23 protein-coding genes are annotated in these 22,899 nt (G+C 65.2%); 20 read left to right on the top strand and 3 right to left on the bottom strand.

All coding sequences use genetic code 11. The features are described 5' to 3' along the window. The first annotated feature begins 137 nt into the window (after positions 1-137). The 14 genes from urtC (at position 138) to FAS41_RS23395 (ending at position 14,866) form a co-directional block, all read left to right on the top strand. A complete protein-coding gene (urtC, locus tag FAS41_RS23460) occupies positions 138-1,217 on the top strand; it encodes an urea ABC transporter permease subunit UrtC (RefSeq protein ID WP_138525799.1) in 1,080 nt (359 codons plus the stop codon). Beyond that, positions 1,214-2,059, top strand: coding sequence for an urea ABC transporter ATP-binding protein UrtD (gene urtD / locus FAS41_RS23455; protein WP_138525798.1), 846 nt, complete (start codon positions 1,214-1,216; stop codon positions 2,057-2,059). Before urtC ends, urtD begins: the two co-directional genes overlap by 4 nt. A gap of 149 nt (positions 2,060-2,208) precedes the next feature. Beyond that, the gene (gene urtE, locus FAS41_RS23450) at positions 2,209-2,907 is read left to right on the top strand and encodes an urea ABC transporter ATP-binding subunit UrtE (protein ID WP_138525797.1); all 699 of its coding nucleotides are present in this window, start codon (positions 2,209-2,211) and stop codon (positions 2,905-2,907) included. Between the two features lie 179 nt (positions 2,908-3,086). After that, complete coding sequence (locus FAS41_RS23445; protein WP_138525796.1) at positions 3,087-3,539, top strand: GNAT family N-acetyltransferase; 453 nt, start codon at positions 3,087-3,089, stop codon at positions 3,537-3,539. A gap of 395 nt (positions 3,540-3,934) precedes the next feature. After that, positions 3,935-4,768, top strand: a complete 834-nt coding sequence (locus FAS41_RS23440; protein ID WP_138525795.1) for an urease accessory protein UreD — start codon at positions 3,935-3,937, stop codon at positions 4,766-4,768. A 1-nt stretch (position 4,769) separates the two neighbouring features. After that, a complete protein-coding gene (gene ureA, locus FAS41_RS23435; protein WP_138525794.1) occupies positions 4,770-5,072 on the top strand; it encodes an urease subunit gamma in 303 nt (100 codons plus the stop codon). Positions 5,073-5,152: 80 nt separating this feature from the next. Continuing rightward, entirely contained in the window at positions 5,153-5,659 is a 507-nt protein-coding gene (locus FAS41_RS23430) for a GNAT family N-acetyltransferase (protein WP_138525793.1), read from the top strand. Beyond that, a complete protein-coding gene (locus FAS41_RS23425) occupies positions 5,656-5,961 on the top strand; it encodes an urease subunit beta (RefSeq protein ID WP_138525792.1) in 306 nt (101 codons plus the stop codon). Before FAS41_RS23430 ends, FAS41_RS23425 begins: the two co-directional genes overlap by 4 nt. Positions 5,962-6,124: 163 nt before the next feature. Next, positions 6,125-7,825: an urease subunit alpha gene (gene ureC, locus FAS41_RS23420; protein ID WP_138525791.1), complete on the top strand. Its 1,701-nt coding sequence runs from the start codon at positions 6,125-6,127 to the stop codon at positions 7,823-7,825. A gap of 90 nt (positions 7,826-7,915) precedes the next feature. Continuing rightward, the gene (locus tag FAS41_RS23415) at positions 7,916-8,395 is read left to right on the top strand and encodes a DUF2846 domain-containing protein (RefSeq protein WP_138525790.1); all 480 of its coding nucleotides are present in this window, start codon (positions 7,916-7,918) and stop codon (positions 8,393-8,395) included. A gap of 128 nt (positions 8,396-8,523) precedes the next feature. After that, a complete protein-coding gene (locus FAS41_RS23410; RefSeq protein WP_138525789.1) occupies positions 8,524-8,850 on the top strand; it encodes a hypothetical protein in 327 nt (108 codons plus the stop codon). A gap of 362 nt (positions 8,851-9,212) precedes the next feature. After that, positions 9,213-11,906 (top strand): autotransporter outer membrane beta-barrel domain-containing protein, encoded by a 2,694-nt coding sequence (locus FAS41_RS23405; protein ID WP_138525788.1) that lies wholly within the window; start codon positions 9,213-9,215, stop codon positions 11,904-11,906. A gap of 192 nt (positions 11,907-12,098) precedes the next feature. After that, on the top strand, positions 12,099-12,704 hold the full coding sequence (locus tag FAS41_RS23400; RefSeq protein WP_138525787.1) for a biliverdin-producing heme oxygenase: 606 nt from the start codon (positions 12,099-12,101) through the stop codon (positions 12,702-12,704). Then, entirely contained in the window at positions 12,701-14,866 is a 2,166-nt protein-coding gene (locus FAS41_RS23395) for a GAF domain-containing protein (RefSeq protein WP_138525786.1), read from the top strand. Before FAS41_RS23400 ends, FAS41_RS23395 begins: the two co-directional genes overlap by 4 nt. A 75-nt stretch (positions 14,867-14,941) precedes the next feature. On the opposite strand, the gene FAS41_RS23390 is transcribed toward FAS41_RS23395, so the two are convergent. Then, positions 14,942-15,208 (bottom strand): DksA/TraR family C4-type zinc finger protein, encoded by a 267-nt coding sequence (locus FAS41_RS23390; RefSeq protein ID WP_138525785.1) that lies wholly within the window; start codon positions 15,206-15,208, stop codon positions 14,942-14,944. Positions 15,209-15,384: 176 nt separating this feature from the next. Between FAS41_RS23390 and FAS41_RS23385 the strand changes: the two genes are divergently transcribed. Further along, complete coding sequence (locus FAS41_RS23385) at positions 15,385-16,029, top strand: hypothetical protein (protein ID WP_138525784.1); 645 nt, start codon at positions 15,385-15,387, stop codon at positions 16,027-16,029. A gap of 40 nt (positions 16,030-16,069) precedes the next feature. Here FAS41_RS23385 and FAS41_RS23380 read toward each other — a convergent pair whose 3' ends face one another. After that, positions 16,070-16,933 carry an isocitrate lyase/PEP mutase family protein gene (locus FAS41_RS23380; RefSeq protein ID WP_138525783.1) on the bottom strand — a complete coding sequence of 288 codons (864 nt, stop codon included), beginning with the start codon at positions 16,931-16,933 and terminating at the stop codon, positions 16,070-16,072. A 209-nt stretch (positions 16,934-17,142) separates the two neighbouring features. On the opposite strand from FAS41_RS23380, the gene FAS41_RS23375 reads away from it, so the two are divergent. From FAS41_RS23375 to FAS41_RS23360, 4 genes are all read left to right on the top strand, one after another. Beyond that, a complete protein-coding gene (locus FAS41_RS23375) occupies positions 17,143-18,408 on the top strand; it encodes an Hsp70 family protein (protein WP_138525782.1) in 1,266 nt (421 codons plus the stop codon). A 72-nt stretch (positions 18,409-18,480) separates the two neighbouring features. Beyond that, positions 18,481-18,699 carry a hypothetical protein gene (locus FAS41_RS23370; RefSeq protein WP_138525781.1) on the top strand — a complete coding sequence of 73 codons (219 nt, stop codon included), beginning with the start codon at positions 18,481-18,483 and terminating at the stop codon, positions 18,697-18,699. A gap of 96 nt (positions 18,700-18,795) precedes the next feature. Next, a complete protein-coding gene (gene osmE, locus FAS41_RS23365) occupies positions 18,796-19,140 on the top strand; it encodes an osmotically-inducible lipoprotein OsmE (protein WP_138525780.1) in 345 nt (114 codons plus the stop codon). Positions 19,141-19,296: 156 nt separating this feature from the next. Next, positions 19,297-19,752, top strand: coding sequence for a GyrI-like domain-containing protein (locus tag FAS41_RS23360; RefSeq protein WP_138525779.1), 456 nt, complete (start codon positions 19,297-19,299; stop codon positions 19,750-19,752). 62 nt (positions 19,753-19,814) lie between these two features. Here FAS41_RS23360 and FAS41_RS23355 read toward each other — a convergent pair whose 3' ends face one another. After that, on the bottom strand, positions 19,815-21,905 hold the full coding sequence (locus FAS41_RS23355) for an AsmA family protein (protein ID WP_138525778.1): 2,091 nt from the start codon (positions 21,903-21,905) through the stop codon (positions 19,815-19,817). A 296-nt stretch (positions 21,906-22,201) separates the two neighbouring features. On the opposite strand from FAS41_RS23355, the gene FAS41_RS23350 reads away from it, so the two are divergent. After that, positions 22,202-22,735 (top strand): ferritin-like domain-containing protein, encoded by a 534-nt coding sequence (locus FAS41_RS23350; RefSeq protein ID WP_138525777.1) that lies wholly within the window; start codon positions 22,202-22,204, stop codon positions 22,733-22,735. The last annotated feature ends 164 nt before the right edge of the window (positions 22,736-22,899 follow it).

Below are 22,899 nucleotides of genomic sequence, written 5' to 3'. Positions count from 1 at the left end.
CCAATGCCCGAACTGATTGCTCTTCGTAGGAGCGAGCTTGCTCGCGAACGGATTCCCCGGCAGCTCAGGTGCTGGGCGGATTCGCGAGCAAGCTCGCTCCTACAGGGTTCGCCCGCGCCGCAAAGGAAGGTTTCCCCATGAACCAGCCACTCACCGTGACGGCCGCGCAGAAGGCCGGCCCGAAACTCACCGCCGGCCTGGTTGGGGTCACACTCGTCGCGCTGCTGGTCCTGCCGCTGCTGCACCTGTTGCCCGAGAGCAGCGCACTGTACCTGTCCGCCTACGGGCTGACGCTGACCGGCAAGATCCTCTGCTACGCCATCGTCGCGCTGGCGCTGGACCTCGTCTGGGGCTATGCCGGCCTGCTGTCGCTGGGCCACGGGCTGTTCTTCGCCCTGGGCGGCTACGCCATGGGCATGTACCTGATGCGCGAAGCGGCGGGCGACCAGTTGCCAGCGTTCATGACGTTCCTCTCCTGGACCGAGCTGCCGTGGTATTGGGCCGGAACCCAGCACTTCCTCTGGGCGCTGTGCCTCGTCGTGCTGGCGCCCGGCCTGCTGGCCCTGGTGTTCGGTTTCTTCGCCTTCCGCTCGCGGATCAAGGGCGTGTACTTCTCGATCATGACCCAGGCGCTGACCTTCGCCGGCATGCTGCTGTTCTTCCGCAACGAGACCGGCTTTGGCGGCAACAACGGCTTCACCAACTTCCGCAGCATCCTCGGATTCTCGATCACCGCACCGGGCACACGGGTGGCGCTGTTCCTCGCCATCGTCGTGCTGCTGGCGGCGAGCCTGGCCATCGGCTTCGCCCTGGCGCGCAGCAAGTTCGGCCGGGTACTCACTGCCCTGCGCGACGCCGAGAACCGCCTGATGTTCTGCGGCTATGACCCGCGCGGCTACAAGCTCTTCGTCTGGACCCTGAGCGCAGTGCTCTGCGGTCTTGCCGGCGCGCTGTTCGTGCCGCTGGTGGGGATCATCAACCCCAGCGAGATGTCGCCGACCAACTCCATCGAGGCCGCCGTCTGGGTCGCCCTCGGCGGGCGCGGCACGCTGATCGGTCCGCTGCTGGGCGCAGGCGTGGTGAATGGTGCGAAGAGCTGGTTCACCGTGGCCTTCCCCGAGTACTGGCTGTTCTTCCTCGGCGCGCTGTTCATCGTCGTCACCCTGTACCTGCCGCGCGGCATCCTCGGCCTGATCAAGCGGGAGAAAGAGCAATGAGAGCGGTCCCCCACCTGATGCTGGAACCGGCCTATGACCCGTCGGGCGCCAGTCGTGACGCCATCGGCATCGGTTCCAGCGCCAGCGGCCAGCTGGACCTGCGCCACGGCACCATCCTCACCCTGGAAGACATCAACGTTAGCTTCGATGGCTTCAAAGCGCTGCGTAACCTTACGCTCTACATAGGCGTGGGCGAGCTGCGTTGCATCATCGGCCCCAACGGCGCGGGCAAGACCACGCTGATGGACGTGATCACCGGCAAGACCCGTCCGGACAACGGCAAGGCCTTCTTCGGCGAAACCCTCGACCTCACCCGCATGAGCGAGGTGGAGATCGCCCAGGCCGGCATCGGCCGCAAGTTCCAGAAGCCCACGGTGTTCGAGGCGCTCTCGGTGTTCGAGAACCTGGAGCTGGCACAGAGGACCGACAAGTCGGTGTGGGCAAGCCTCAAGGCCAGGCTCTCCGGCGAGCAGAAGGACCGCATCGAGGACGTGCTCACCACCATTCGCCTGCGCGAGTCGCGCCATCGCCCCGCCGGATTGCTGTCCCACGGGCAGAAGCAGTTCCTGGAGATCGGCATGCTGCTGGTACAGGAGCCGCAACTCCTGCTGCTGGACGAGCCGGTGGCGGGCATGACCGACGCCGAGACCGAGTTCACCGCCGAGCTGTTCAAGTCCCTCGCCGGCCAGCATTCGCTGATGGTGGTGGAGCACGACATGGGCTTTGTCGGCAGCATCGCCGACCACGTCAGCGTGTTGCACCAGGGGCATGTACTGGCCGAGGGCTCACTGGAGGAAGTGCAGGCGAACGAGCAGGTGATCGAAGTTTACCTGGGGCGCTGACTCTCACCACAGCATGGGTATCGCTGCGCTCCACCCATCCTACGAACGCAGTCCGCCGGGAGGCACGTCGGAGGTTGGCGTGGAGCGCAGCGATACCCAACAGCTCTCGATGCACACCAGATGTTCGGGAATCATCAAGGACAAAAGACATGCTGCAAGTCGACAAACTGCACCAGTACTACGGCGGCAGCCACATCCTGCGTGGCCTGTCGTTCGACGCGAAGATCGGCGAGGTCACCTGCCTGCTCGGACGCAACGGCGTGGGCAAGACCACCCTGCTACGCTGCCTGATGGGCCTGGTGCCGGCCAAGGAAGGCATGGTCAGCTGGGAGGGCAAACCGATTACCGGTTTCAAGCCGCATCAGCGCGTGCACGCCGGCATCGCCTACGTACCCCAGGGGCGGGAAATCTTCACCCGCCTGACGGTGGAGGAAAACCTGCTGATGGGGCTGTCGCGGTTCAGCGCTGGCGAAGCCAAGGCAGTGCCCGAGTTCATCTACGAGCTGTTCCCGGTGCTCAGGGAGATGAAGCAGCGCCGCGGCGGCGACCTCTCCGGCGGCCAGCAGCAACAACTCGCCATCGGCCGCGCGCTGGCCAGCAAGCCGCGCCTGCTGATCCTCGACGAGCCCACCGAAGGCATCCAGCCCTCGGTGATCAAGGAGATCGGCGCGGTGATCCGCAAGCTCGCCGAGCGCGGCGACATGGCCATCTTGCTGGTGGAGCAGTTCTACGATTTCGCCGCCGAACTGGCCGACCAGTACCTGGTGATGTCCCGCGGCGAGATCGTCCAGCAGGGCCGTGGCGCGGACATGGAAAGCGACGGTGTGCGCGGGCTGGTAGCCATCTAGGCCCACCTGTCGGCGGGTTCGCGAGCAAGCTCGCTCCTACAGTTCGGGCCCGTACGCTTCTTGCAGGAGCGAGCTTGTTCGCGAACCATGGCCTCATCGTGAGACGACCTGTCACTGGCGCATGACGGTATCGGGTGGCAAGCTGCCAGGCCCCGTATTCGTTTTTTCTGGAGCCTGCCATGCCGATCACCCTGCGCCCCGCCGTCAACGACGACGCCGGATTCGCCGCGGTCTGCGTGGCGGCGGCCTACGCCCAGTGGATTCCCAAGCTGGGCCGCAAGCCGGGGCCGATGCTCGACGACTACCACGCCGTGATCGCCGAGGACCGCGTGCTGATCGCCGAGCAGGACGGCGCGCCGGTCGGCCTGCTGGTGATGCGCGAGACCGACGAGGGCTTCCTGCTCGACAACATCGCCGTGCTGCCCGAGTGCGCCGGGCAAGGCATCGGCCGCGAGCTGCTGATCCACGCCGAGGCAACGGCCACGCAGCAAGGCTACTCGTCGCTGTACCTCTACACCAACGAGCGCATGACCGAGAACATCGAGCTGTACGCGAAGAACGGCTACCAGGAATACGCGCGCAAGCTCGAGAACGGCTTCCGCCGGGTGTACATGCGCAAGCAGCTGGGCTGAGCGCCCGCTCTTACGAAATCAGGAGCCCCTCACCCTGACCCTCTCCCGCACGCGGGAGAGGGGACCGTTCGGAGCAGGAGCAAGCCACAGCGTTAGCCGGCACGATCTACCCCCTCTCCCCTCAGGAGCGGGGCGCGCAGCCAGGGCTGGGGTGAGGGCTGCACCGGCACCATGCTCCAGGAACTCCCTCACCGCCAACGCACCATTCAAGTGCATTGGTGCGACCAACGCACCGCAAGCGCGCTCATACCTGACCGATCGGACAATTCCTCAGCCGGCCGCCCAGCCCGCGCCAAACCTGTCCTCGGCGACGTGGGACAGTCACCACGCACTATCCTGGCGCAGCCGGCACGGCAATTGCTCTGTCGTGTGCATTCTTCGTTTCGAAGCTGCCCATGAACGCACCGGCCACCCTTTTCCACCCTGCCTGGCATGCCGAGCTCGAGTTGGCTTATGCCAGCGTCGACGAGTGCACACGCCCGGTCACGCGCAGGCACCTTGGCCCGCTACGGGTGCAGAAGCACCTGTACGCGGAGGGGCCGCAGGTCTGCCAGCACATCATCGTGCACCCGCCCGGCGGCATCGCCGGTGGCGACACCCTGAACCTCGACATCCGCGCCGGCAACGACAGTTGGGCGCAACTCACCAGCCCCGGCGCGGCCAAGTGGTACCGCGCCGGTTGCCCGGCGAAGCAGCAGCTGGACATCCGCATCGGCCCCGGCGCCACGCTGGAATGGCTGCCGCAGGAAACCATCGTCTACTCCGGCGCGCAGGCCGAACTGACGACCCGTATCGATCTCGAAGCCGACTCCCGGCTGTTCTACTGGGATGTGGTCGCCCTCGGCCGCCCGGCCAGCAGCGAGCGCTTCGGCGAAGGCCACTTTGCCGCCGCCCTGGACATCCGCCGCGACGGCCAGCGCCTGTGGCATGAACGTCAGCGCGTAACGGGGAGCGATCGCCTGCTCGACTCGCCCATCGGTCTCGCTGGCCATCCGGTAATGGCCACGCTGATCGCCAGCGGACAGATCGACGCGGAGCTGATCGAAGCCTGCCGCGCCATCCCCTGCCAGGGGCGTGGCAACCTCACCCAACTGCCCGGCCTGGTGGTCGCCCGCTGCCTCGCCCACGAGGCGCTGCATGCCCGTGCCTGGCTCATCGAACTCTGGCGCCGGCTGCGGCCCGCGCTGCTCGGCCGTGAGGCCGTTCCTCCGCGAATCTGGAGCACCTGAGATGGACCTGACGCCCCGCGAAAAAGACAAGCTGCTGATCTTCACCGCCGGCCTGGTCGCCGAGCGTCGCCTCGCCCGGGGGGTGAAGCTCAACTACCCGGAGGCCGTGGCGCTGATTTCCGCCGCGCTGCTCGAAGGTGCCCGGGATGGCCAGACGGTCGCCGACCTGATGCACTACGGCACCACGCTGCTGACCCGTGACCAGGTGATGGAAGGCGTACCGGAAATGATCCCGGAGATCCAGGTGGAAGCCACCTTCCCGGACGGCACCAAGCTGGTCACCGTGCACCAGCCCATCGCCTGATCGCGCCCCCGAACCAAGGTGCGGCGACAATGGCGAATGAAGCGTTCCGCTTCATTCGCCCTACGTACAGAGGAACCAACATGCTCATCCGCGATGCCAGCCAAGCCGACCTCGGCAGTCTGCGCGACATCTACAACGACGCCGTGCTCAACACCACCGCCATCTGGAACGAGGTCGCCATCGACCTGGAGAACCGCCGCGCCTGGCTGGAACTGCGCGCACAGCAGGGGTTCCCGGTGCTGGTGGCCGAGGACGGCGGCGAGGTGGTGGGCTACGCCAGCTACGGCCCGTGGCGGGCCTTCGATGGCTTCCGCGAAACCGTGGAGCACTCGGTCTACGTGCGCGCCGACCAGCGCGGCAAAGGCCTTGGCCCGATCCTGATGCAGGCACTGATCGAGCGCGCCCGCGCCCAGGGTTTGCACGTGATGGTCGCGGCCATCGAGAGCGGCAACGCCGCGTCGATCCGCCTGCACGAACGCCTGGGCTTCATCACCAGCGGGCAGATGCCGCAGGTCGGCCAGAAATTTGGCCGCTGGCTGGACCTGACCTTCATGCAACTCAACCTCGACTCACGGAGCGCCCCATGATCCCAGGCGAATACGACATCCAGCCCGGCGAGATCGAACTCAACGCCGGCCGCCGCACGCTCGGCCTGACCGTGGCCAACAGCGGCGACCGGCCGATCCAGGTCGGCTCGCACTACCACTTCTTCGAGACCAACGACGCGCTGCTGTTCGACCGCGACGCGGCACGCGGCATGCGCCTGAACATTCCCGCCGGTACCGCGGTGCGCTTCGAGCCGGGGCAGAGCCGCGAGGTGGAGCTGGTGGAGCTGGCGGGTGACAGGAAGGTTTATGGATTTGCGGGACGGGTGATGGGTGCGCTCTGAGAGCCCCTCTCCCCCGCCCTAGCTACGCGCCCCGCTCCGAAGGGAGAGGGAGAAAGCAGGCCGCCACGGCGGGACCACACTGTGCTCCGATCAGCCCCCTCTCACTTCAGGGAGAGGGTTGGGGAGAGGGCAAACCAGCGCAGGGAATGACCAAGGAGCCCCGATGAAAATCAGCAGACAAGCCTACGCCGACATGTTCGGCCCCACCGTCGGCGACCGCGTGCGTCTGGCCGACACCGACCTGTGGATCGAGGTGGAGCAGGACTTCACCGTCTACGGCGAGGAAGTGAAGTTCGGCGGCGGCAAGGTTATCCGCGACGGCATGGGCCAGGGCCAGCTGTGCGCCGCGCAGGTGGTCGACACGGTGATCACCAACGCGCTGATCCTCGACCACTGGGGCATCGTGAAAGCCGACGTGGGCCTCAAGCACGGCCGCATCTCCGCCATCGGCAAGGCCGGCAACCCGGACATCCAGCCCGGCGTCACCATCGCCCTGGGCGCCAGCACCGAAGTGATCGCTGGCGAAGGCATGATCCTCACCGCCGGCGGCATCGACACGCACATCCACTTCATCTGCCCGCAGCAGATCGAAGAGGCGCTGATGAGCGGAGTGACCACCATGATCGGTGGCGGCACCGGGCCGGCCACCGGCACCAATGCCACCACCTGCACTTCCGGCCCGTGGCACATGGCGCGCATGCTCCAGGCCGCCGACGCCTTCCCGATGAACATCGGGCTCACCGGCAAGGGTAACGCCAGCCTGCCGCTACCGCTGGAGGAGCAGGTTCGAGCTGGCGCCATCGGTCTGAAGCTGCACGAGGACTGGGGCACCACCCCGGCGGCGATCGACAATTGCCTGTCCGTGGCCGACCGCCTCGACGTGCAGGTGGCGATCCACACCGACACCCTCAACGAATCCGGCTTCGTCGAAACCACCCTGGCCGCGTTCAAGGGCCGCACCATCCACACCTACCATACCGAGGGCGCCGGAGGCGGCCACGCGCCGGACATCATCAAGGCCTGCGGCTTCGCCAACGTGCTGCCCAGCTCGACCAATCCGACCCGGCCGTTCACCCGCAACACCATCGACGAGCACCTGGACATGCTCATGGTCTGCCACCACCTGGACCCGAGCATCGCCGAGGACGTGGCCTTCGCCGAGTCGCGCATTCGCCGCGAGACCATCGCCGCCGAGGATATCCTCCACGACCTCGGAGCCTTCAGCATGATCAGCTCCGACAGCCAGGCCATGGGCCGCGTCGGCGAAGTGATCACGCGCACCTGGCAGACCGCCGACAAGATGAAGAAGCAGCGCGGTGCACTGGACGGCGACGGCGCACGCAACGACAACTTCCGCGCCAAGCGCTACATCGCCAAGTACACCATCAACCCGGCGATCACCCATGGCGTAGCCCATGAAGTGGGCAGCATCGAAGTAGGCAAGCTGGCCGACCTGGTGCTCTGGCGCCCAGCTTTCTTCGGCGTGAAGCCGAGCCTGATCCTCAAGGGTGGCGCCATCGCCGCGAGCCTGATGGGCGACGCCAACGCGTCGATCCCGACGCCGCAGCCGGTGCACTACCGACCGATGTTCGCCAGCTACGCCGGCAGTCGCCACGCCACCTGCCTGACCTTCATCAGCCAGGCCGCGTTCGACCTCGGCGTGCACCACGAGCTGGGCCTGCGCAAGGCCATCGGCGTGGTGAAGGGCTGCCGCAGCGTGCAGAAGACCGACCTGATCCACAACGCGTACCTGCCGCACATCGAAGTCGATGCGCAGAACTATCAGGTGCGCGCAGACGGGCAACTGCTGTGGTGCGAGCCGGCGGACGTGCTGCCGATGGCGCAGCGTTACTTCCTGTTCTGACTCATCTGATGCCTGGACGGCACAACGCCACATGTCACTGAGTGAGGAAACCCTCTAGGATTTCCATCCCCCAGAAACGGACTTCTACAGATGCACTTCCATCGAGTACTCCTACTGATCGGCACAATGCTGCTGGCGAGTTGCACCACCCTTCACAGCGGAGAATCTTTCAAGGAACCAGCGGCCACGCGAAGCGACGCGGCGCTGGTTTACGTTTACCGCAAGGGTATTCCTCCCCTCTGGCGCGACCCGACGCTCCTTATCGATGATCGGGAGGTCAGCGAGATCAAGAACAAGAGCTTCACCTACTTCTATCTCGCCGAAGGCACTCACAAGATCGCGACGAAATGGGCAATCGACCTGTTTCCGCTCAACATGAACGGAACGCTCGACGTCAAAAACGGCGAGGTGTACTACCTCCGACTGGGCGGAGGCATGATGTTCTTTCCCGGCGTTCACGGGCTCAGTACCTCCGTCAGCTCGAACCTTTCGCAGGTATCTGCAGATGCCGGGATGAGCGAAATCAAGGAGTGCATGTACATCGAAAACCAGGTGCCTGCCATCCGCTAGTCTTTTGACACAACGCCCCTTCGACTCTTGAACCCGATGCGTTTAGCAGCTTCCGTTGTGGCGCAATGATGGCTACCCTGCGCTCCCCCTGGGAAAGAGTCCCGGGGGTTGCATCTCAGGAGAGTCATGTGAAGTTTTCCCGTATCGCCGCCACCCTGCTGGCCACCGCAATCCTCGCCGGCTGCACCGGCACCCCGATGAAGACCCAGACCTACAGCCCCGAGCAGTACACCGTGATCGGCCATGGCGAAGGCAAGGCCACCGGGATCATGCTGCTGGGCTTCATCCCGATCCAGCAGAACGATCGCTTCGTCCGTGCGCAGAATGCCGCAGTGAAATCCAAGGGCGGCGACGCGCTGATCAACACCCAGGTGCAGGAAAAGTGGTTCTGGGCCTGGGTCCTGAACGGCTACACCACCACCGTTTCCGGTGACGTGGTCAAGCTGAACAAGTAAGGCTCTGCCTGCTGCTCCGGACCGGTGTGCAATGCCCGGTCCGGCTTCCACCCTTGTCATATATCAAGCTTTTCCCGATCCCCCGCCCTGCTGCCTGCCGATTGAGATTCGTCTTATTCGGCCAACTGAACCGCGCCTGAACAATGAGCCCACTGATCCAGCGCGCCCCTCTGCCGCTGGTTGGGTGAGGCTCCGCCGTCCGGAGTTCTGCCCTCCCCTTGCCTGATGCGATCAGGCGCCATCTCCCGGTGCAGGAAGGACCCGCTCTTGGAAGCCAGGCTTCCACGCTTCAGCCAGTGAACGGCTCCTTGCGCCGGAATACGCATCCGCTCACCCAGTGAGCGGGCGCAAGGAGGAATGCAATGCGCTTCAAGAAATCTCTGCTGGCGGTCCACGTGGCACTGGCTTTCGGCTTGACGGTGCAGGCCCAGACCGCATCGGCCGCTTGCAGCACATCCGGAAACATCATGACCTGCGACACCATCTTCTACGATGGCCAACCGACGGGCGTCGATACCTTCGTGATCAATACCGGCACCACCATGGGCAGCGCCGGCAAGGCCGGCATCGCGATCTATGGCAACAGCGCCAAGTACAATCTGGCGGAAGCCACTCTGACCACGGGCGGCATGATGGCCGACGCCATCCAGGCCAACGCCGGCAGCAGCACTATCTCGATCGACAAGCTGACCATCGTGACCAAGAGCTATTCGGCGGACGGCATCAACGTGACCGAGAATGCCAAGGACAGCACCGTCACCATTGGCAATAACGCCAGCATCACCACCGCCGGCATGGGCGTGCGCGCCAACACTTCTAAGAATGGCGGTACCAACCGAATCACTCTCGGCGATGGAGCCACCATCAGCACATCCGGCGCGGGGAACAACACCTCCGACGGCAACGGTTACGCGGTCTATGCCGGCAACCGCGACACCGGCTATGCCACCTTCAAGGGCAACGCCGAAGTCACACTCGGCGATGACAGCACAATTACCACCAAAGGTTCAGCCGCCCACGCCGTATTCGCCAATCGCGGTGGCGTGATCAAGCTCGGCAGCACCGATATCAGCACCGAGAAGAACAACGCCTACGGCATCTACGCGCAGACGCTGGAAGACTTCAACGGCATGCGCGGCGGCAAGGTCCATCTTTATGGCGACACCCAGGTCACGGTCACCGACGGCAACCGCGCCATGGCGGCCAACGGCGAGGACTCCAGCATCGTCTCGGAGAATGCGGCGATCTACGTACTCGACAGCAGCGCAGCGGACGACCTTGCCAACCGAAAAGGGGTTGCCCTGTACGCCGAGAACCTCGGCAAGCTCGACCTGAAAATGGCCGCCGGATCCTACTTCAACGGTACCACCAGTACCGCCACCGACGGCGTGATCGACCTCGCCATGGACGGTGCCGCCAGCCAGTGGTTCATGACCGGCAATTCCAACCTCACCAACCTCTCGCTCACCGACGGAGCGCAGCTGATCTACGATCGTCATGACGAGCACGGTGCCTACACCTACAAGACACTGACGGTGGATGGCGATTTCACCGGCGGCGGCCACCTGGTGATGAACACCTACCTGGGCAATGACACCTCCGAGACCGACAAGCTCGCCATCACCGGCAGTACCTCGGGCGACACCCGCGTCACCGTCAACAATACCGACGGCCCAGGCGCCGAAACCCTGGAAGGCATCCAGATGATCACCGTCGGCGGCACCTCGGCCGGCGAGTTCAAGTCCGACCGGGTGACCGAGGGCGGCTACGAGTACGTGCTGCGCCGCGGCGGCAGCTTCGTCGGTTCCACCGGCTCGAACAGCGACTGGTACCTGACCTCCTACAAGCCGACCGAACCGGAGCCGGAAGATCCCGATCCGGTGGACCCAGGTCCTGAAGATCCCGGCCCCGTCGATCCGGGTCCGGAAGATCCCGGTCCTGTCGATCCAGGTCCCGAAGAGCCCGGTCCCGTCGATCCAGGTCCCGAAGAGCCCGGTCCGGTAGATCCAGGCCCCGAGGAGCCGGGCCCGGTCGATCCGGGCCCAACCGACCCGGCACCGGAGAAGCCCACGCCCAGCGACAAGGACCGCGTGCGCCAGCCCGAAGGTGGCAGCTACACCGCCAACATCGCAGCGGCCAACACCATGTTCCTGCATCGCCTGCATGACCGCACCGGCAACCTGACCTACATCGACCCGGATACCGGCAAGGAAGTCACCTCCATGCTCTGGATGCGCAACGTCGATGGGTCGACCCGTTGGGAAGACAGCACCGGCCAGCTCAAGACCGAGTCCAACCGCTACGTGCTGCAACTGGGCAGCGACCTGTACCGCAAGGAAACCGATAACGGTGACTGGGTCTTCGGCGTGATGGCCGGCTACGCCAACGGCAACTCCACCACCAAGTCGCGCATCACCGGCTATCGCTCGCGCGGCGAGATCGATGGCTACAGCCTGGGCGTCTACGGCACCTGGTATGAGAACCGGGAAGACGAGAACGGCGCATACGTCGACAGCTGGATTCTCTACAACGAATTCGACGCCGACGTGAAAGGTGACCAACTGGCCAAGGAGAGCTACGACCTCAAGGGCATCACCGCTTCCGTCGAAGCCGGCAAGACCTTCGAAGTCGCCAAGACCGAAAGTGCCACCTACTACGTGCAGCCTCAGGCACAGATCGTCTACATGGGCGTGAAGGCCGACAACCACCGCGAAGCCAATGGCACCCAGGTCACCGGCAAAGGTGACGGCAACGTCATGACCCGCCTGGGTGCCCGCGCCGCCGTGCGCAGCAACGAGGCCGGTGGTTTCGCCAACACCTACGGCGTGGAGCCCTACGTGGAGACCAACTGGATCCACAACTCCAAGGACTTCGGCGCGAAGATGGGCAGCACGAAGTTCGAGATGGACGGAGCCAGCGACATCTTCGAAGTGAAGCTCGGCGCCACCAGCAAGGTAAACAGCCGGGTCAACGTCTGGGGTGAAGTGGGCCACCAGTTCGGCGACAACGGCTACCGCGACCAGGCGGTGACCGTAGGCTTCAAGGTCAACTTCTGATCCTGCCGTGAAACCGGGCCGCCGCACACCTTGTGCGGCGGCCTTTTTGCGCCCGCGCTCCCATCTCGCGCCTGCTGTTGGAAGCCCCGCAAGCTGACAGGTCGATCAACTTTCTCGCCGTCGGCCCGGTCGTCCAGCTCGAACTGCTATGCTCTGCTGCTCGAAGAAAAAGGTGGACCCGCGATGACGGCGATGACTTCGCAACCGAACGAACGCCCGGGCATCTCGCCCGCGCTGGCCGCGCTGCGTGCCGCCACCCATGAGCTGCATGCCGACCTCGACAGCCGCTCGCCGCTCACTGCCGCACTGACCCACGCCGACTACCTCGACCACGCCGCCCGCGTACTGGGCTGGATGCGCCCGCTGGAGCAAGCCCTCTGGCCGCTCTGGCCTGACGCCGAGGATGCATGTCTGCGACGCGGCAAAAGCCAATGGCTGCAAGCCGACCTGCAGGCGGGCTCGCAGGCCGCCGCCGATTGGCCGGACTGCCCCGTCGCGCCGGTTGCCAACAGCCTCGCCGAAGCCTTCGGTATTGCCTACGTTGCCGAAGGCGCGACCCTGGGCGGACGGGTGCTCTACAAGCGACTCAAGGCCTCTCTCGAGCCACTGCCACTGCTCTGGCTGCAAGGCTACGGCGAACACACCGGCGAGCGCTGGGTAGCCTTCCAGCGCCTGCTGGCCGAGCATGTTTCCACCCCCGAAGACATCGCCCACGCCCAGAAGGCCGCCGTGCGCGCCTTCACTTCGTTCCGCGACTGGGTGCTCGACGCCGCGCCGCAGCGGGCGGTCCCGGCATGAGCGAGCAGACGGTCACCCTTGCCAACTGCGAGGACGAACCCATCCATGTACCCGGTGCGATCCAGCCCCACGGCGCACTGATTGCCGTCGACGACCAGGGCCGCGTGCTCGGTGTCAGCGACAACCTTGGCACCCTGCTGGGCATCGCTCCAGTATTGGGCGAGCCGCTGGCGGAAACCGACGTCGGCCCCGGCGTACTGGCGATGCTCGAAGAGGGGCTGAGCGAGGAAGGGCCCTGGGTCAACAGCGTGGAAGCGCGGATCAACCGGCGCTTCTTCGACGTGATCGGCCACAGCCATGACGGCGTGCGCTACCTGGAATTCGAGCGGCGCGCCGCCGGCACTGCGTCCTTCACCACCTTCGCCCTCAACGCCCAACGCCTGGTCAGCCAGTTGCAACTGCGCAACGACGTGGAGAGCCTGTTGGTCAGCGTCACCGAGGAGGTGCGGCGGATGACCGGCTACGACCGCGTCATGGCCTACCGCTTCAACGAGGACGACTCGGGTGAGGTGGTCGCCGAATCCCGCCGCGAGGACCTGGAAAGCTATCTCGGCCAGCGCTACCCGGCCTCGGACATTCCCGCCCAGGCGCGGCGCCTGTACCTGCAGAACCCGGTGCGGCTGATCGGCGACGCAGCCTATCAGCCGGTGGCCGTGCGCCCGACACTGAACCCGACCAGCCGCAAACCCTTCGACCTGAGCTTCAGCACCTTGCGCAGCGTCTCGCCGATCCATTGCGAGTACCTCGCCAACATGGGCGTACGCGCGTCGATGAGTATCTCCATCGTCGTCGGCGGGCGGCTGTGGGGACTGTTCTCCTGCCACCACATGAGCCCGAAGGTGGTGCCCTATCCGATCCGCATGTCCTTCCAGGTGTTCTCCCAGGTGTGCAGCGCCATGGTCGAGCGCCTGGAGCAGAGCCGCATCAGCGAGCTGCTGCGCCAGGCCTCCGAACGCCAGCAGGCGCTGCTGCGCCGCACCCGCGACTCCGACGACCTGCTCAGTGCGCTGTCGCGCCCCGGCGCCAGCATCGCCGATCTGCTGCCGTGCGACGGCGCAGTGGTGATGCTCGGCGGGCGCACCAGCAGTATCGGCGGCGACTTCGAGGACCTGGCGGTGGCCATGGTCGCCCAGTTGCAACAGGACGAAGAGCTCGACCTGTTCCACAGCGACCATCGCCTGGAACTACCCGACGGCGCGTACGATCCGCGCTACTGCGGTGTCATGGCGATTCGTTTCCATCGCCAGGAGTCGGGCTGGATCGTCTGGTTGCGCCTGGAGCAGGTGCACCGTATCCGCTGGGGCGGCAAGCCGGAGAAGATCATCAGCACCGGCCCCTCCGGCCCGCGTCTGACCCCGCGTGGTTCGTTCGAAGCCTGGGAAGAAGTGGTACGCGGACGCTCCATGCCCTGGACCGGCATTGACCTGAGCATCGCCGAGAAGCTGCGCACCGAACTGGTGGAGTTGTGCCTGAACCGCGCGGGTGAAATCGATCGTATGCGCCAGCGCCTGATCGCCGTGCTCGGCCACGACCTGCGCAACCCGCTGCAGTCGATCTCCATGGCCGCTGCCATGCTTTCCTCCAGCGATGTGCGAAACGCCGAACTGCGCCAGCACATCACCTACTCCAGCAGCCGCATGGAGCGGCTGATCAGCCAGATCCTGGAGATGAGCCGCCTGCAGAGCGGCGCGGGCATGACGGTGAAACCGGTGGCCGCCGATCTATCGCGTCTGGTGCGCGATATCGTCCAGGAAACCGACGTGGCCTATCCGGGCCTGTCCATCGAGACCGCCATCGAGGAAGGTGTGCAGGCGCAGGTCGACCCGGACCGCTACCTGCAGGTAATCGCCAACCTGCTGAGCAACGCCCGCCACCATGGCCGCCCCGGCCGCCCTGTGCTGGTGGAGTTGCGCCGCCAGGGCGAGCTGGCGAGACTGAGCATCCTAAACGAAGCCGAAGCGCTGGATGAGGCACGCCTCGCCAACCTCTTCGAACCCTTCAAGCAGGAGGCCGGTGGCCATGGCCGCAACAAGAGCGGGCTGGGCATCGGCCTGTACATTTCCCAGGCCATCGTCAGCGCCCACGATGGCCGCATCGAAGTCGAGCAGGCCGACGGCATCATCACCTTCAGCGTGCTGGTGCCACTAAAAACTTCGCCCTGACAGCCCCCACGGGGCACGCCACACAAACCGAAACGGCGCCCTGAAGGCGCCGTTCCCATGCCTGCCAAAACAGGCTCAACGCAACTGGCTGTCCTTGCTGCCGCGGCGGTTGTAGCCGCTGTGGGCGGACTGCTCCTTGTCGTGCTCGGCCTGGCAGTTCACACACAGGTGCACGCCAGGAATGGCCTTGCGCCGTGCCTCGGGGATCGGTGCATCGCATTCCTCGCAATGGGTCAGGCTCTCGCCTCTGGGCAACTGGCTGCGTGCCCGTGCGATGGCGTCCTCGATGGTGCTGTCGATCTGTTCCTGAACCGCTCCGTCGTTTGCCCAGCCGCTGGCCATGGCGACCTCCCGTGGAATCGTCGTGTGTTCTGAAGATATGCAGGGCGCTGGCGATGAATGCAAGGGCGACGGCGCGGGAGGCGACGAGTGCGTCGCGATGAAACCAGATACGTCTGATGTCCCGCAGCGGCAAGGCTGCCGAGAATCGACAGATCTCTGTCAGCCGGAACCCTGCCATGCGCTACGCCTCTGCCCTGATCGCCAGCCTCCTGCTCGCAGGCCTCCTGCCGCGCGCTGCCAATGCCGACACCGTGGATGCCAGCCTGCGCGACATGGAGCGCTACCTGCTGCTGTACAGCGCCACCGGTGACGAACGTTTCCTCGCACGATTGGACGGCCTTGGGCCGAGCTTCGAACAGCAGCTGTCGCAGCAGAAGAATGCGAACAATCTGCAGGACCTCTGGAAGCTCTATCGGCAGACGCTGGAGCAGGTGCGCGCGGCCTACTCGCAGAAGGGCGTGGACCTGCAAAACGCCGTGGAGCAGACGCAGGAAGTCGCTGGACTGTTCGACACCTTCATCCTGGCACGTGAGCCGGCACCACAGGGGCTGGAAGACGAGTTGCGCGAGCTGGCGCTGCTAGAGGCGCGGCGGGCCAACGGTCGTTTGCTGGGGAAGGAAAGCGAGGGGGATGCGGCACGGATCAGGGACTTGCAGGAACTGATCGGCGAACGCCTGGCGGCACTACCCGCCGGTGCCAGCCGGGACTCCCTGCTCTCGCGCTGGAGCTACCTGCGCAAGGCGGAGAAACCCGAAGGCACTCTGCTCTATCCCTTCAACGCCCAGGTCGAGTACCTGCTGGCGCATCTGCCGCGCAGCTGAGCGGCGCAGGAAAGAACAAAACAGGACAGAACAGGCGGTCCTACTCTTTGACTTCCATGTATTCGCGCGCCCAGATCTGGTACTCCTCGGGCAGCGTGTACTTCTTCGCCAGCTCCGAAGCGGTCAGGTCGGAGGCATGCACGCCGCGCTGCTCACGCAGGCAGTCGTAGGTGGCCTTGATCGCAGCGAAGTAGGCGGCGTGACCGTCGACCACGATGCGCACGCCCAGCTCGGCCAGGCGCGCGTCGTCGCGCAGCTCGGGGTTGCCGTAGGACACCAGCATCAGCGGCACGGACAGGTGGCGGGAGATGGACTCCAGGTGGTCGAAGTCGCGGATGCCGACCATGCAAATGCCGTCGGCGCCGGCGGCCTGGTAGGCCAGGGTGCGGCGGATCACATCGTCCACTTCCAGCACTTCGGCGTTGGTGCGGGCGATGATCGCCATTTCCGAGTCGATGCGCGCTTCCAGCGCCGCGCGGATCTTGCCGACGCCTTCCTCGACCGGAATCAGGTCGGTGGACTTGCGGCCGAACTGCGCCGGCAGCAGGGTGTCCTCGATGGTCAGCGCAGCGACGCCGGCGCGTTCCAGCTCGACGATGGTGCGCATGGTGTTCAGCGCGTTGCCGTAGCCGTGGTCGGCGTCGGCGATCACCGGCAGACGGGCAACGCGACCGATGCGGGTGGCCTGCTCGGTGAATTCGCTCAGGGTGATCAGCGCGAAGTCCGGCGCCGCCAGAACTTGTAGTGAAGCTACAGAACCGCCCAGGATGCCCACCTCGAACCCCAGATCCGCGGCGATGCGCGCCGACATGGGATCGAACACCGAAGCGGTGTGATAGCAGGCTGATGAATTCAGTAAGGCGCGGAAATCCTTGCGCAATTCGTGAAAGGAGGCTCTGTGCATGGTGGGATCCAACTGCTAATACGGGGTGGGAGAACGGAAATCAGATAGTGGAAAACTCTTGTAGGAAAACTACAGGAACACAATGTAGCAAAACTACAAGCTACTCCCCAAGCCCTCTTTGCCACCATCGTCTTCCGACGGATACCCTGAATTTCGGCGAACACTCGCGTACACTGCGCGGCCGTTTTTTCTCCGGACACCTCCGCATCATGTTCCCGACCACTGCGGCCCGCGCCCTGGGCATCGACTTCGGCACCTCCAACTCCACCGTCGGCTGGTGGCGCCCGGGCACCGAACCGCTGATCGCCCTGGAAGACGACAAGATCACCCTGCCCTCGGTGATCTTCTTCAACGTCGAGGAACGCCGTCCGGTATACGGCCGCCTGGCCCTGCACGAATACCTGGAAGGCTACGAAGGCCGCCTGATGCGTTCGCTGAAAAGCCTGCTGGGCTCCTCGCTGTTGAAAAGCGAGACCACCGTGCTGGGCAGCGCCATGCCGTTCAAGGACCTGCTGGGGCTGTTCATCGGCGAACTGAAGAAGCGCGCCGAAGCGGTCGCCGGGCGCGAGTTCGAGTCCGTGGTGCTGGGTCGCCCGGTGTTCTTCGTCGACGACGATCCCAAGGCCGACCAGGAAGCCCAGGACACCCTGGTGGCCGTGGCGCAGAAGCTCGGCTTCAAGGACGTCTCCTTCCAGTACGAACCGCTCGCCGCGGCCTTCGACTACGAGCGCAGCATCCAGCGTGAGGAACTGGTCCTGATCGTCGACATCGGCGGCGGTACCTCGGACTTCTCGCTCGTGCGCCTGTCGCCCGAGCGCCGCGAAGTGGCCGACCGCCAAGGCGACATCCTCGCCACCGGCGGCGTGCACATCGGCGGTACGGACTTCGACAAGCAACTGAGTATCCAGGGCGTGATGCCGCTGTTCGGCTACGGCAGCAAGATGAAGAGCGATGCCTTCATGCCGACCAGCTACCACCTCAACCTCGCCACCTGGCACACCATCAACGCGGTGTACGCGCAGAAGTCTCAGCTGGCGCTGCAGAACATGCGCTACGACATCGTCGACGCCACCGGCATCGACCGCCTGTTCAAGCTCATCGAGCAGCGCGCCGGCCACTGGCTGGCGATGCAGGTGGAAGCCAGCAAGATCGAGCTGTCCGACACCGAGCGCCGCGACATCGACCTGGCGCGCATCGAAGCCGGTCTGCTCGCCGAGCTGAGCCGCGAGCTGTTCGAAGGCGCCATCGGCCCCCTGCTGGAGCGCGTGCGCGGCAGCATCACCGAGCTGCTGAGTTCGGCCGACGTGGACCCGGCGCGGGTCGACACGGTGTTCTTCACCGGCGGTTCCTCCGGCGTGCCTGCGTTGCGCCAGAGCGTGGCGGCGATGCTACCCAACGCCCGCCACATCGACGGCGACCGCTTCGGCGGGATCGGTAACGGCCTGGCCATCGAGGCGATGAAGCGCTACGGCTGAGCAGCCGCTCACTGACGCAACGGCCGCCATGCGCTAGTGTGGCGGTAATACCCCTCGCGTCCGGAGTCCGCCATGCGCACCGTCCAACTGACCAGCCTGCTGCTCCTGTCCGCCGCACTCTCCGCCTGCGGCCTGGGCGAGACTGCCGCCACCGCGGCCACCACCGCCAACCTGCAGGCCCAGCAGGCACAACAGGCCCAACAGCAGATGCAGCAGCTCAAGCAGCAGGTCGATGCGGCCAATGTGCAGAACCAGCAGCGGCTGGACGACGCAATCAAAGCCAGCGAGTAAAAGCGGCAGCGATCACAGCACGCAGATTTCTTGAACGTCCGCGCGCTCAGGTGGCTCAAACTTGAGCGAGTGAGTTGCTCAACCAAGGAGAACACCATGTACAAGCGATCACTGCTGGCGCTGTTCGTACTGGCCTCGGTGGCGGGCTGCGCTTCCACCAAGGTGCAGAACCCGGTCAACTACATCACCTTCCGCGACCAGCCGCTGGTGCGCAACGTCGAGAAGGGGATGAGCCAGGAAGAAGTCCTGAAGGTCGGCGGCACGCCGTCCTCCACGCAGAAACGCCTGATGAAGCCGGGCAGCTGCAACAGCTACATTCTCAGCAAGGACGGGCAGCAACAGCCTTTCTACGTGAGTTTCGACGGCAGTGGCCGGGTGGATGGGTCGGGCTTCATGACCTGTTCCGAACTCGACCGCCACGAGCGTGATGCCCAGCCGTGACGGTGCTCCCGGTGTGACCACAAGGCCCTCGCCCATCGGCGGGGGCCTTTTCATTCGGCAACCTTTCCTGGCAGAGCGCCACGGTCACGGACGCCGGGGATGTTCCCACCACTCGGTGGCCGTCTATCATCCGAGCAGCGACCTCAGGAGCCGACCATGAAATACCGCATCATCGAATTGCCCGCCTTCGAAGTGGTGGGCATGGACTACCGTGGCAGCACGCAGGACGACAGTATCGGCCAGCTGTGGCAACGCTTCCTGCCACGCGAGCAGGAAGTCGCGGCCAGCGCGACGGACAAGACCGCCTATGGCGTCTGCACTCAACTGCCGGGCGGCGAGTTCCACTACATCGCCGGCCTGCCGGTGGCGCCCGGCGCCGCCATTCCCGAGGGCATGGTGAGCTTCCAGGTACCAGCGCAGAAGTACGCGGTGTTCACCCACATCGGCCCAGTCACCGCCATCGCCGACAGCTTCCAGGCCATCTATTCCAGCCTGCTGTCGCGCCACGGCCTGGAGCCGAAGAAAGGCGTGGACCTTGAGCGTTACACCGAGCGTTTCCTTGGCCCGGAAGACCCGGCTTCGGAAACCGACCTCTACGTACCGGTCTATTAGCGAACACCGACCCGGCCTTTCGTAGGAGCGAGCTTGCTCGCTCCTACAGGGCCACCCACCTTTTACTTGCGCTTGGCGGGCGCCGGCGCCTTCGACGGCTGCTTCATCTGCTGCAACAGCGCAGCACACTGGTTGTCGTCCTGCTTGCTCGGCGCGATCAACGCCAGCAGCGCCGCCGCCGGAGCCACCGCCACGCCAAGGGCGACCATCCCCGCACCGCGAGCAGCCAGCGGCAGCACATGCACACCCGCCTTCGGGTTCTTGAAGGTGCCTTGCACGTAGAGCGGCGAGCGCAGGGAGAAGATACGCACACCCTTGCTCTGCGGAGTGATGTCCAGGTCCAGCTGCTCGGTGGCGAAGTTGGCCGTGCCGTCCACCGTGATGATCGCGTTCTCGGTATCGAAGGCGAACACCCTTGGCTTGGCCAGACCGTTGGTGATGCCCACGTCGGCAGCCGCGCAGTTGATCTTCACCTCGTCGTCACCGAACAGTTTATTCACCACGTAGTTGCCCACGTTGAGTCCAGCGATTTCCATCAGGCTGCGGCTGATGCGCCCGTCGTTGATCAGAAGCTTCATCTCGCCGTTGGCGCCCGCCAGGATGGCCGCCACCGAATTGCCGGTGCCGCTGATGGCCGCGTCGCCATTCAGCTCACCAAAGCTGGACTGCATCGGCGCAAAGCTGGGGAACAGTTCCTTGAGCTTGAAGCTGCGCGCCTGCAACTGGACCTTGCTCTGCAGCGGCGTCTTGCCGCCATCCAGACGGATGTGCGAGTCCAGCGTGCCGCCGGCCACGCCGAAGCGCAGCGGCTCCAGGGTCAGCAGGCCGTCGTTGAGCACCAGGTGGGTATAGAGGTCGCTGATCGGCAGCTTGTCGCTGTGCACGATGCGCTTGCCGGTGAATTCCACGTCGGCGTCCATGGCGCGCCAGCGGTCGGTGCGGAACTCCTCCACCGGCAACACCTTGTCCGCCGGCTGGCGGGTGCTCTGGCCGCGCGCCTGCTTCTCCTTGTTGGAGTCGGCGCCGATCAGCGGACCGAGGTCGGCCATGCGCAGCTGGTCCGAGCGCAGCTTGCCCGACAGCTTGGGCCGCGGCTGGCGATTGACGAACACCAGGTCGCCATGCAGATCGCTGTCACCGACCTTGCCGTTGAAATTCTCGTAGTGGAATTGCGCGCCGGCGGAATCGTGCAACTCGGCTTTCAGGCGGCCGTCGGTCTCGTAGGCCGGCGTATCGGGCAGGGTCACGCCGGTCAGCGGAAACAGGTTGGCCATGCTGGTGCCGGCCAGTTTCAGGCGCAGGTCCAGCGCACCGAGGTTCAGCGGGTCGACCAGGGTGCCGACGATGTTCGCGCGGGTGCTGCCGGCGGAAACCTCGGCCTGCACCGGGAAGGGCTTGGCGGCATCCTGCAGGGCGAGCATGCCGCCAACCTTGCCCGAGCCATTGAGCGGCAGCCCTTTGTACTGGCCCTTGAGCTTCCAGCCGAACACGTAGTCCTGGGTCTCGGCCTTGTCGCCGCCGGCCAGTGCCTTGCCCGCCAGCTCGCCGAACGGCACCGGTTTGCCGAGTGGGTCCACCAGCAGCTCCAGGCGGGTCTTCAGGCGCTGGTCGTCGAGGGTGACGCTGCCCTTGTCGAAGCCGATCTCGCCGATATCCAGCTTCCAGGGCGACGGCTCGGCCGGGGCGCCGGGGTCCTCTTCCTGCTTCGGCAGCTCGAAGGTCCAGCTCGCACGACCATCGGCCAGGCGCAGCAGGTCGGCGCTGGGGCGGGTGAGGACGATCTGCGGGATGTTCACGGTTTGCCACAGCAGCGGCAACGGTGCGAGGCGGAACTCGACTTTTTCCAGGCTCGCAAAGTTGGGCGAGCGCGTCTTGCCGGCCGCCCAGTCGGGGTTGCCCAGGGTGATGTCGGCGGCGCTGAAGTGCGGCCACGGTACATAGGCGCGCCAGCCGCCCTCGGCCGGTTCCGTGCGCCAGAACACCTGCAGGTCGCCATTGATGGCGAAGGGGCGCCCCAGCTCGGCCGACACCTTCTCGTTGATGGTCGGCTTCACCCGGTTCCAGTCGAAGGTGGCAATGAACACCACCAGTGCGGCGATCACCGCGATGAACCCCGTGAAGCTCCAGAGGCAGATTCGTTTCCCGCGCGTCATACCTGAACTCCCTGCTGGCCGCGTCGGTGGAAGCAGCGACGTCCCCACGCCGCTGCCGGTCATCATCGGCCGCCTGAGCATGCCGGGCCGGCATTCTCCCTTGGCCTGTCGTCTTGGACCAGCATAGCGAGCCAATGGCTCCCACAATCTGCTCGGCGATTCGGCTCAGCGGCCCTGTCGGGCAAAAAAACCAAACTTTCCCGGCAGCCCGCGACTCACACCCTTGTGACCCGAACCGTGCCGCGCACCACCGCAGCGCCGGCCCGCCACAAGGCCCACCGTCAAGGAGACAACCGATGAACCAGGCACACCTGACCGACGTCCAGACCCTGCGCCAGAGGGCGCGCCAGAACATCGAAGACGGCGCAGTGACCGAGGGCTACCATGCCGACCGCAAGACTGTACTGCGCCTGCTTAATGAGTCGCTGGCGACCGAACTGGTCTGCTACCTGCGCTACAAGCGCCACTACTTCATGGCTACCGGGCTGAAGGCCAGCGTGGCCGCCGCCGAGTTCCTCGAGCACGCCACCCAGGAGTTGCAGCATGCCGACCGGCTGGCCGAGCGCATCATGCAACTGGGCGGCGAGCCGGACTTCAACCCCAACGGGCTGACCGAGCGCTCACACGCGGAGTACGTAGCTGGCACCAACCTGCGCGAGATGATCACCGAGAACCTGGTGGCCGAACGCATCGCGGTCGACAGCTACCGCGAGATCGTCGTCTACCTGGGCGACGACGACCCGACCACGCGCCGCCTGTTCGAGGAGATCCTCGCCCAGGAGGAAGAGCACGCCGACGACATGGCAGATCTGCTCCAGGACCTCAGGTAACCCCTCTGCATCGTCCTCATCGATGCCCGGCTTCGGCCGGGCATCATGCCAGCGCTTCCTCCCTCCTGCCGAAAACCCGCATTCCAGAGCCTTCCAGCTCAAGCTGCTCGATAATTACATCTATTATTTAGATACTACCAATCACACCAATATCGCCCATCGAA

Source organism: Pseudomonas nicosulfuronedens (genome assembly GCF_005877905.1).
In the GTDB taxonomy this organism is placed as follows: Bacteria; Pseudomonadota; Gammaproteobacteria; order Pseudomonadales; family Pseudomonadaceae; genus Pseudomonas; species Pseudomonas nicosulfuronedens.
This window is presented reverse-complemented; position numbering and strand designations above follow the sequence as displayed.

Excerpts from the sequence above, each read along its gene's own strand:
- urtC (WP_138525799.1), top strand. The coding sequence starts at position 138 with ATGAACCAGCCACTCACCGTGACGGCCGCGCAGAAGGCCGGCCCGAAA.
- urtD (WP_138525798.1), top strand. The coding sequence starts at position 1,214 with ATGAGAGCGGTCCCCCACCTGATGCTGGAACCGGCCTATGACCCGTCG.
- urtE (WP_138525797.1), top strand. The coding sequence starts at position 2,209 with ATGCTGCAAGTCGACAAACTGCACCAGTACTACGGCGGCAGCCACATC.
- FAS41_RS23445 (WP_138525796.1), top strand. The coding sequence starts at position 3,087 with ATGCCGATCACCCTGCGCCCCGCCGTCAACGACGACGCCGGATTCGCC.
- FAS41_RS23440 (WP_138525795.1), top strand. The coding sequence starts at position 3,935 with ATGAACGCACCGGCCACCCTTTTCCACCCTGCCTGGCATGCCGAGCTC.
- ureA (WP_138525794.1), top strand. The coding sequence starts at position 4,770 with ATGGACCTGACGCCCCGCGAAAAAGACAAGCTGCTGATCTTCACCGCC.
- FAS41_RS23430 (WP_138525793.1), top strand. The coding sequence starts at position 5,153 with ATGCTCATCCGCGATGCCAGCCAAGCCGACCTCGGCAGTCTGCGCGAC.
- FAS41_RS23425 (WP_138525792.1), top strand. The coding sequence starts at position 5,656 with ATGATCCCAGGCGAATACGACATCCAGCCCGGCGAGATCGAACTCAAC.
- ureC (WP_138525791.1), top strand. The coding sequence starts at position 6,125 with ATGAAAATCAGCAGACAAGCCTACGCCGACATGTTCGGCCCCACCGTC.
- FAS41_RS23415 (WP_138525790.1), top strand. The coding sequence starts at position 7,916 with ATGCACTTCCATCGAGTACTCCTACTGATCGGCACAATGCTGCTGGCG.
- FAS41_RS23405 (WP_138525788.1), top strand. The coding sequence starts at position 9,213 with ATGCGCTTCAAGAAATCTCTGCTGGCGGTCCACGTGGCACTGGCTTTC.
- FAS41_RS23400 (WP_138525787.1), top strand. The coding sequence starts at position 12,099 with ATGACTTCGCAACCGAACGAACGCCCGGGCATCTCGCCCGCGCTGGCC.
- FAS41_RS23395 (WP_138525786.1), top strand. The coding sequence starts at position 12,701 with ATGAGCGAGCAGACGGTCACCCTTGCCAACTGCGAGGACGAACCCATC.
- FAS41_RS23390 (WP_138525785.1), bottom strand. The coding sequence starts at position 15,208 with ATGGCCAGCGGCTGGGCAAACGACGGAGCGGTTCAGGAACAGATCGAC.
- FAS41_RS23385 (WP_138525784.1), top strand. The coding sequence starts at position 15,385 with ATGCGCTACGCCTCTGCCCTGATCGCCAGCCTCCTGCTCGCAGGCCTC.
- FAS41_RS23380 (WP_138525783.1), bottom strand. The coding sequence starts at position 16,933 with ATGCACAGAGCCTCCTTTCACGAATTGCGCAAGGATTTCCGCGCCTTA.
- FAS41_RS23375 (WP_138525782.1), top strand. The coding sequence starts at position 17,143 with ATGTTCCCGACCACTGCGGCCCGCGCCCTGGGCATCGACTTCGGCACC.
- FAS41_RS23370 (WP_138525781.1), top strand. The coding sequence starts at position 18,481 with ATGCGCACCGTCCAACTGACCAGCCTGCTGCTCCTGTCCGCCGCACTC.
- osmE (WP_138525780.1), top strand. The coding sequence starts at position 18,796 with ATGTACAAGCGATCACTGCTGGCGCTGTTCGTACTGGCCTCGGTGGCG.
- FAS41_RS23360 (WP_138525779.1), top strand. The coding sequence starts at position 19,297 with ATGAAATACCGCATCATCGAATTGCCCGCCTTCGAAGTGGTGGGCATG.
- FAS41_RS23355 (WP_138525778.1), bottom strand. The coding sequence starts at position 21,905 with ATGACGCGCGGGAAACGAATCTGCCTCTGGAGCTTCACGGGGTTCATC.
- FAS41_RS23350 (WP_138525777.1), top strand. The coding sequence starts at position 22,202 with ATGAACCAGGCACACCTGACCGACGTCCAGACCCTGCGCCAGAGGGCG.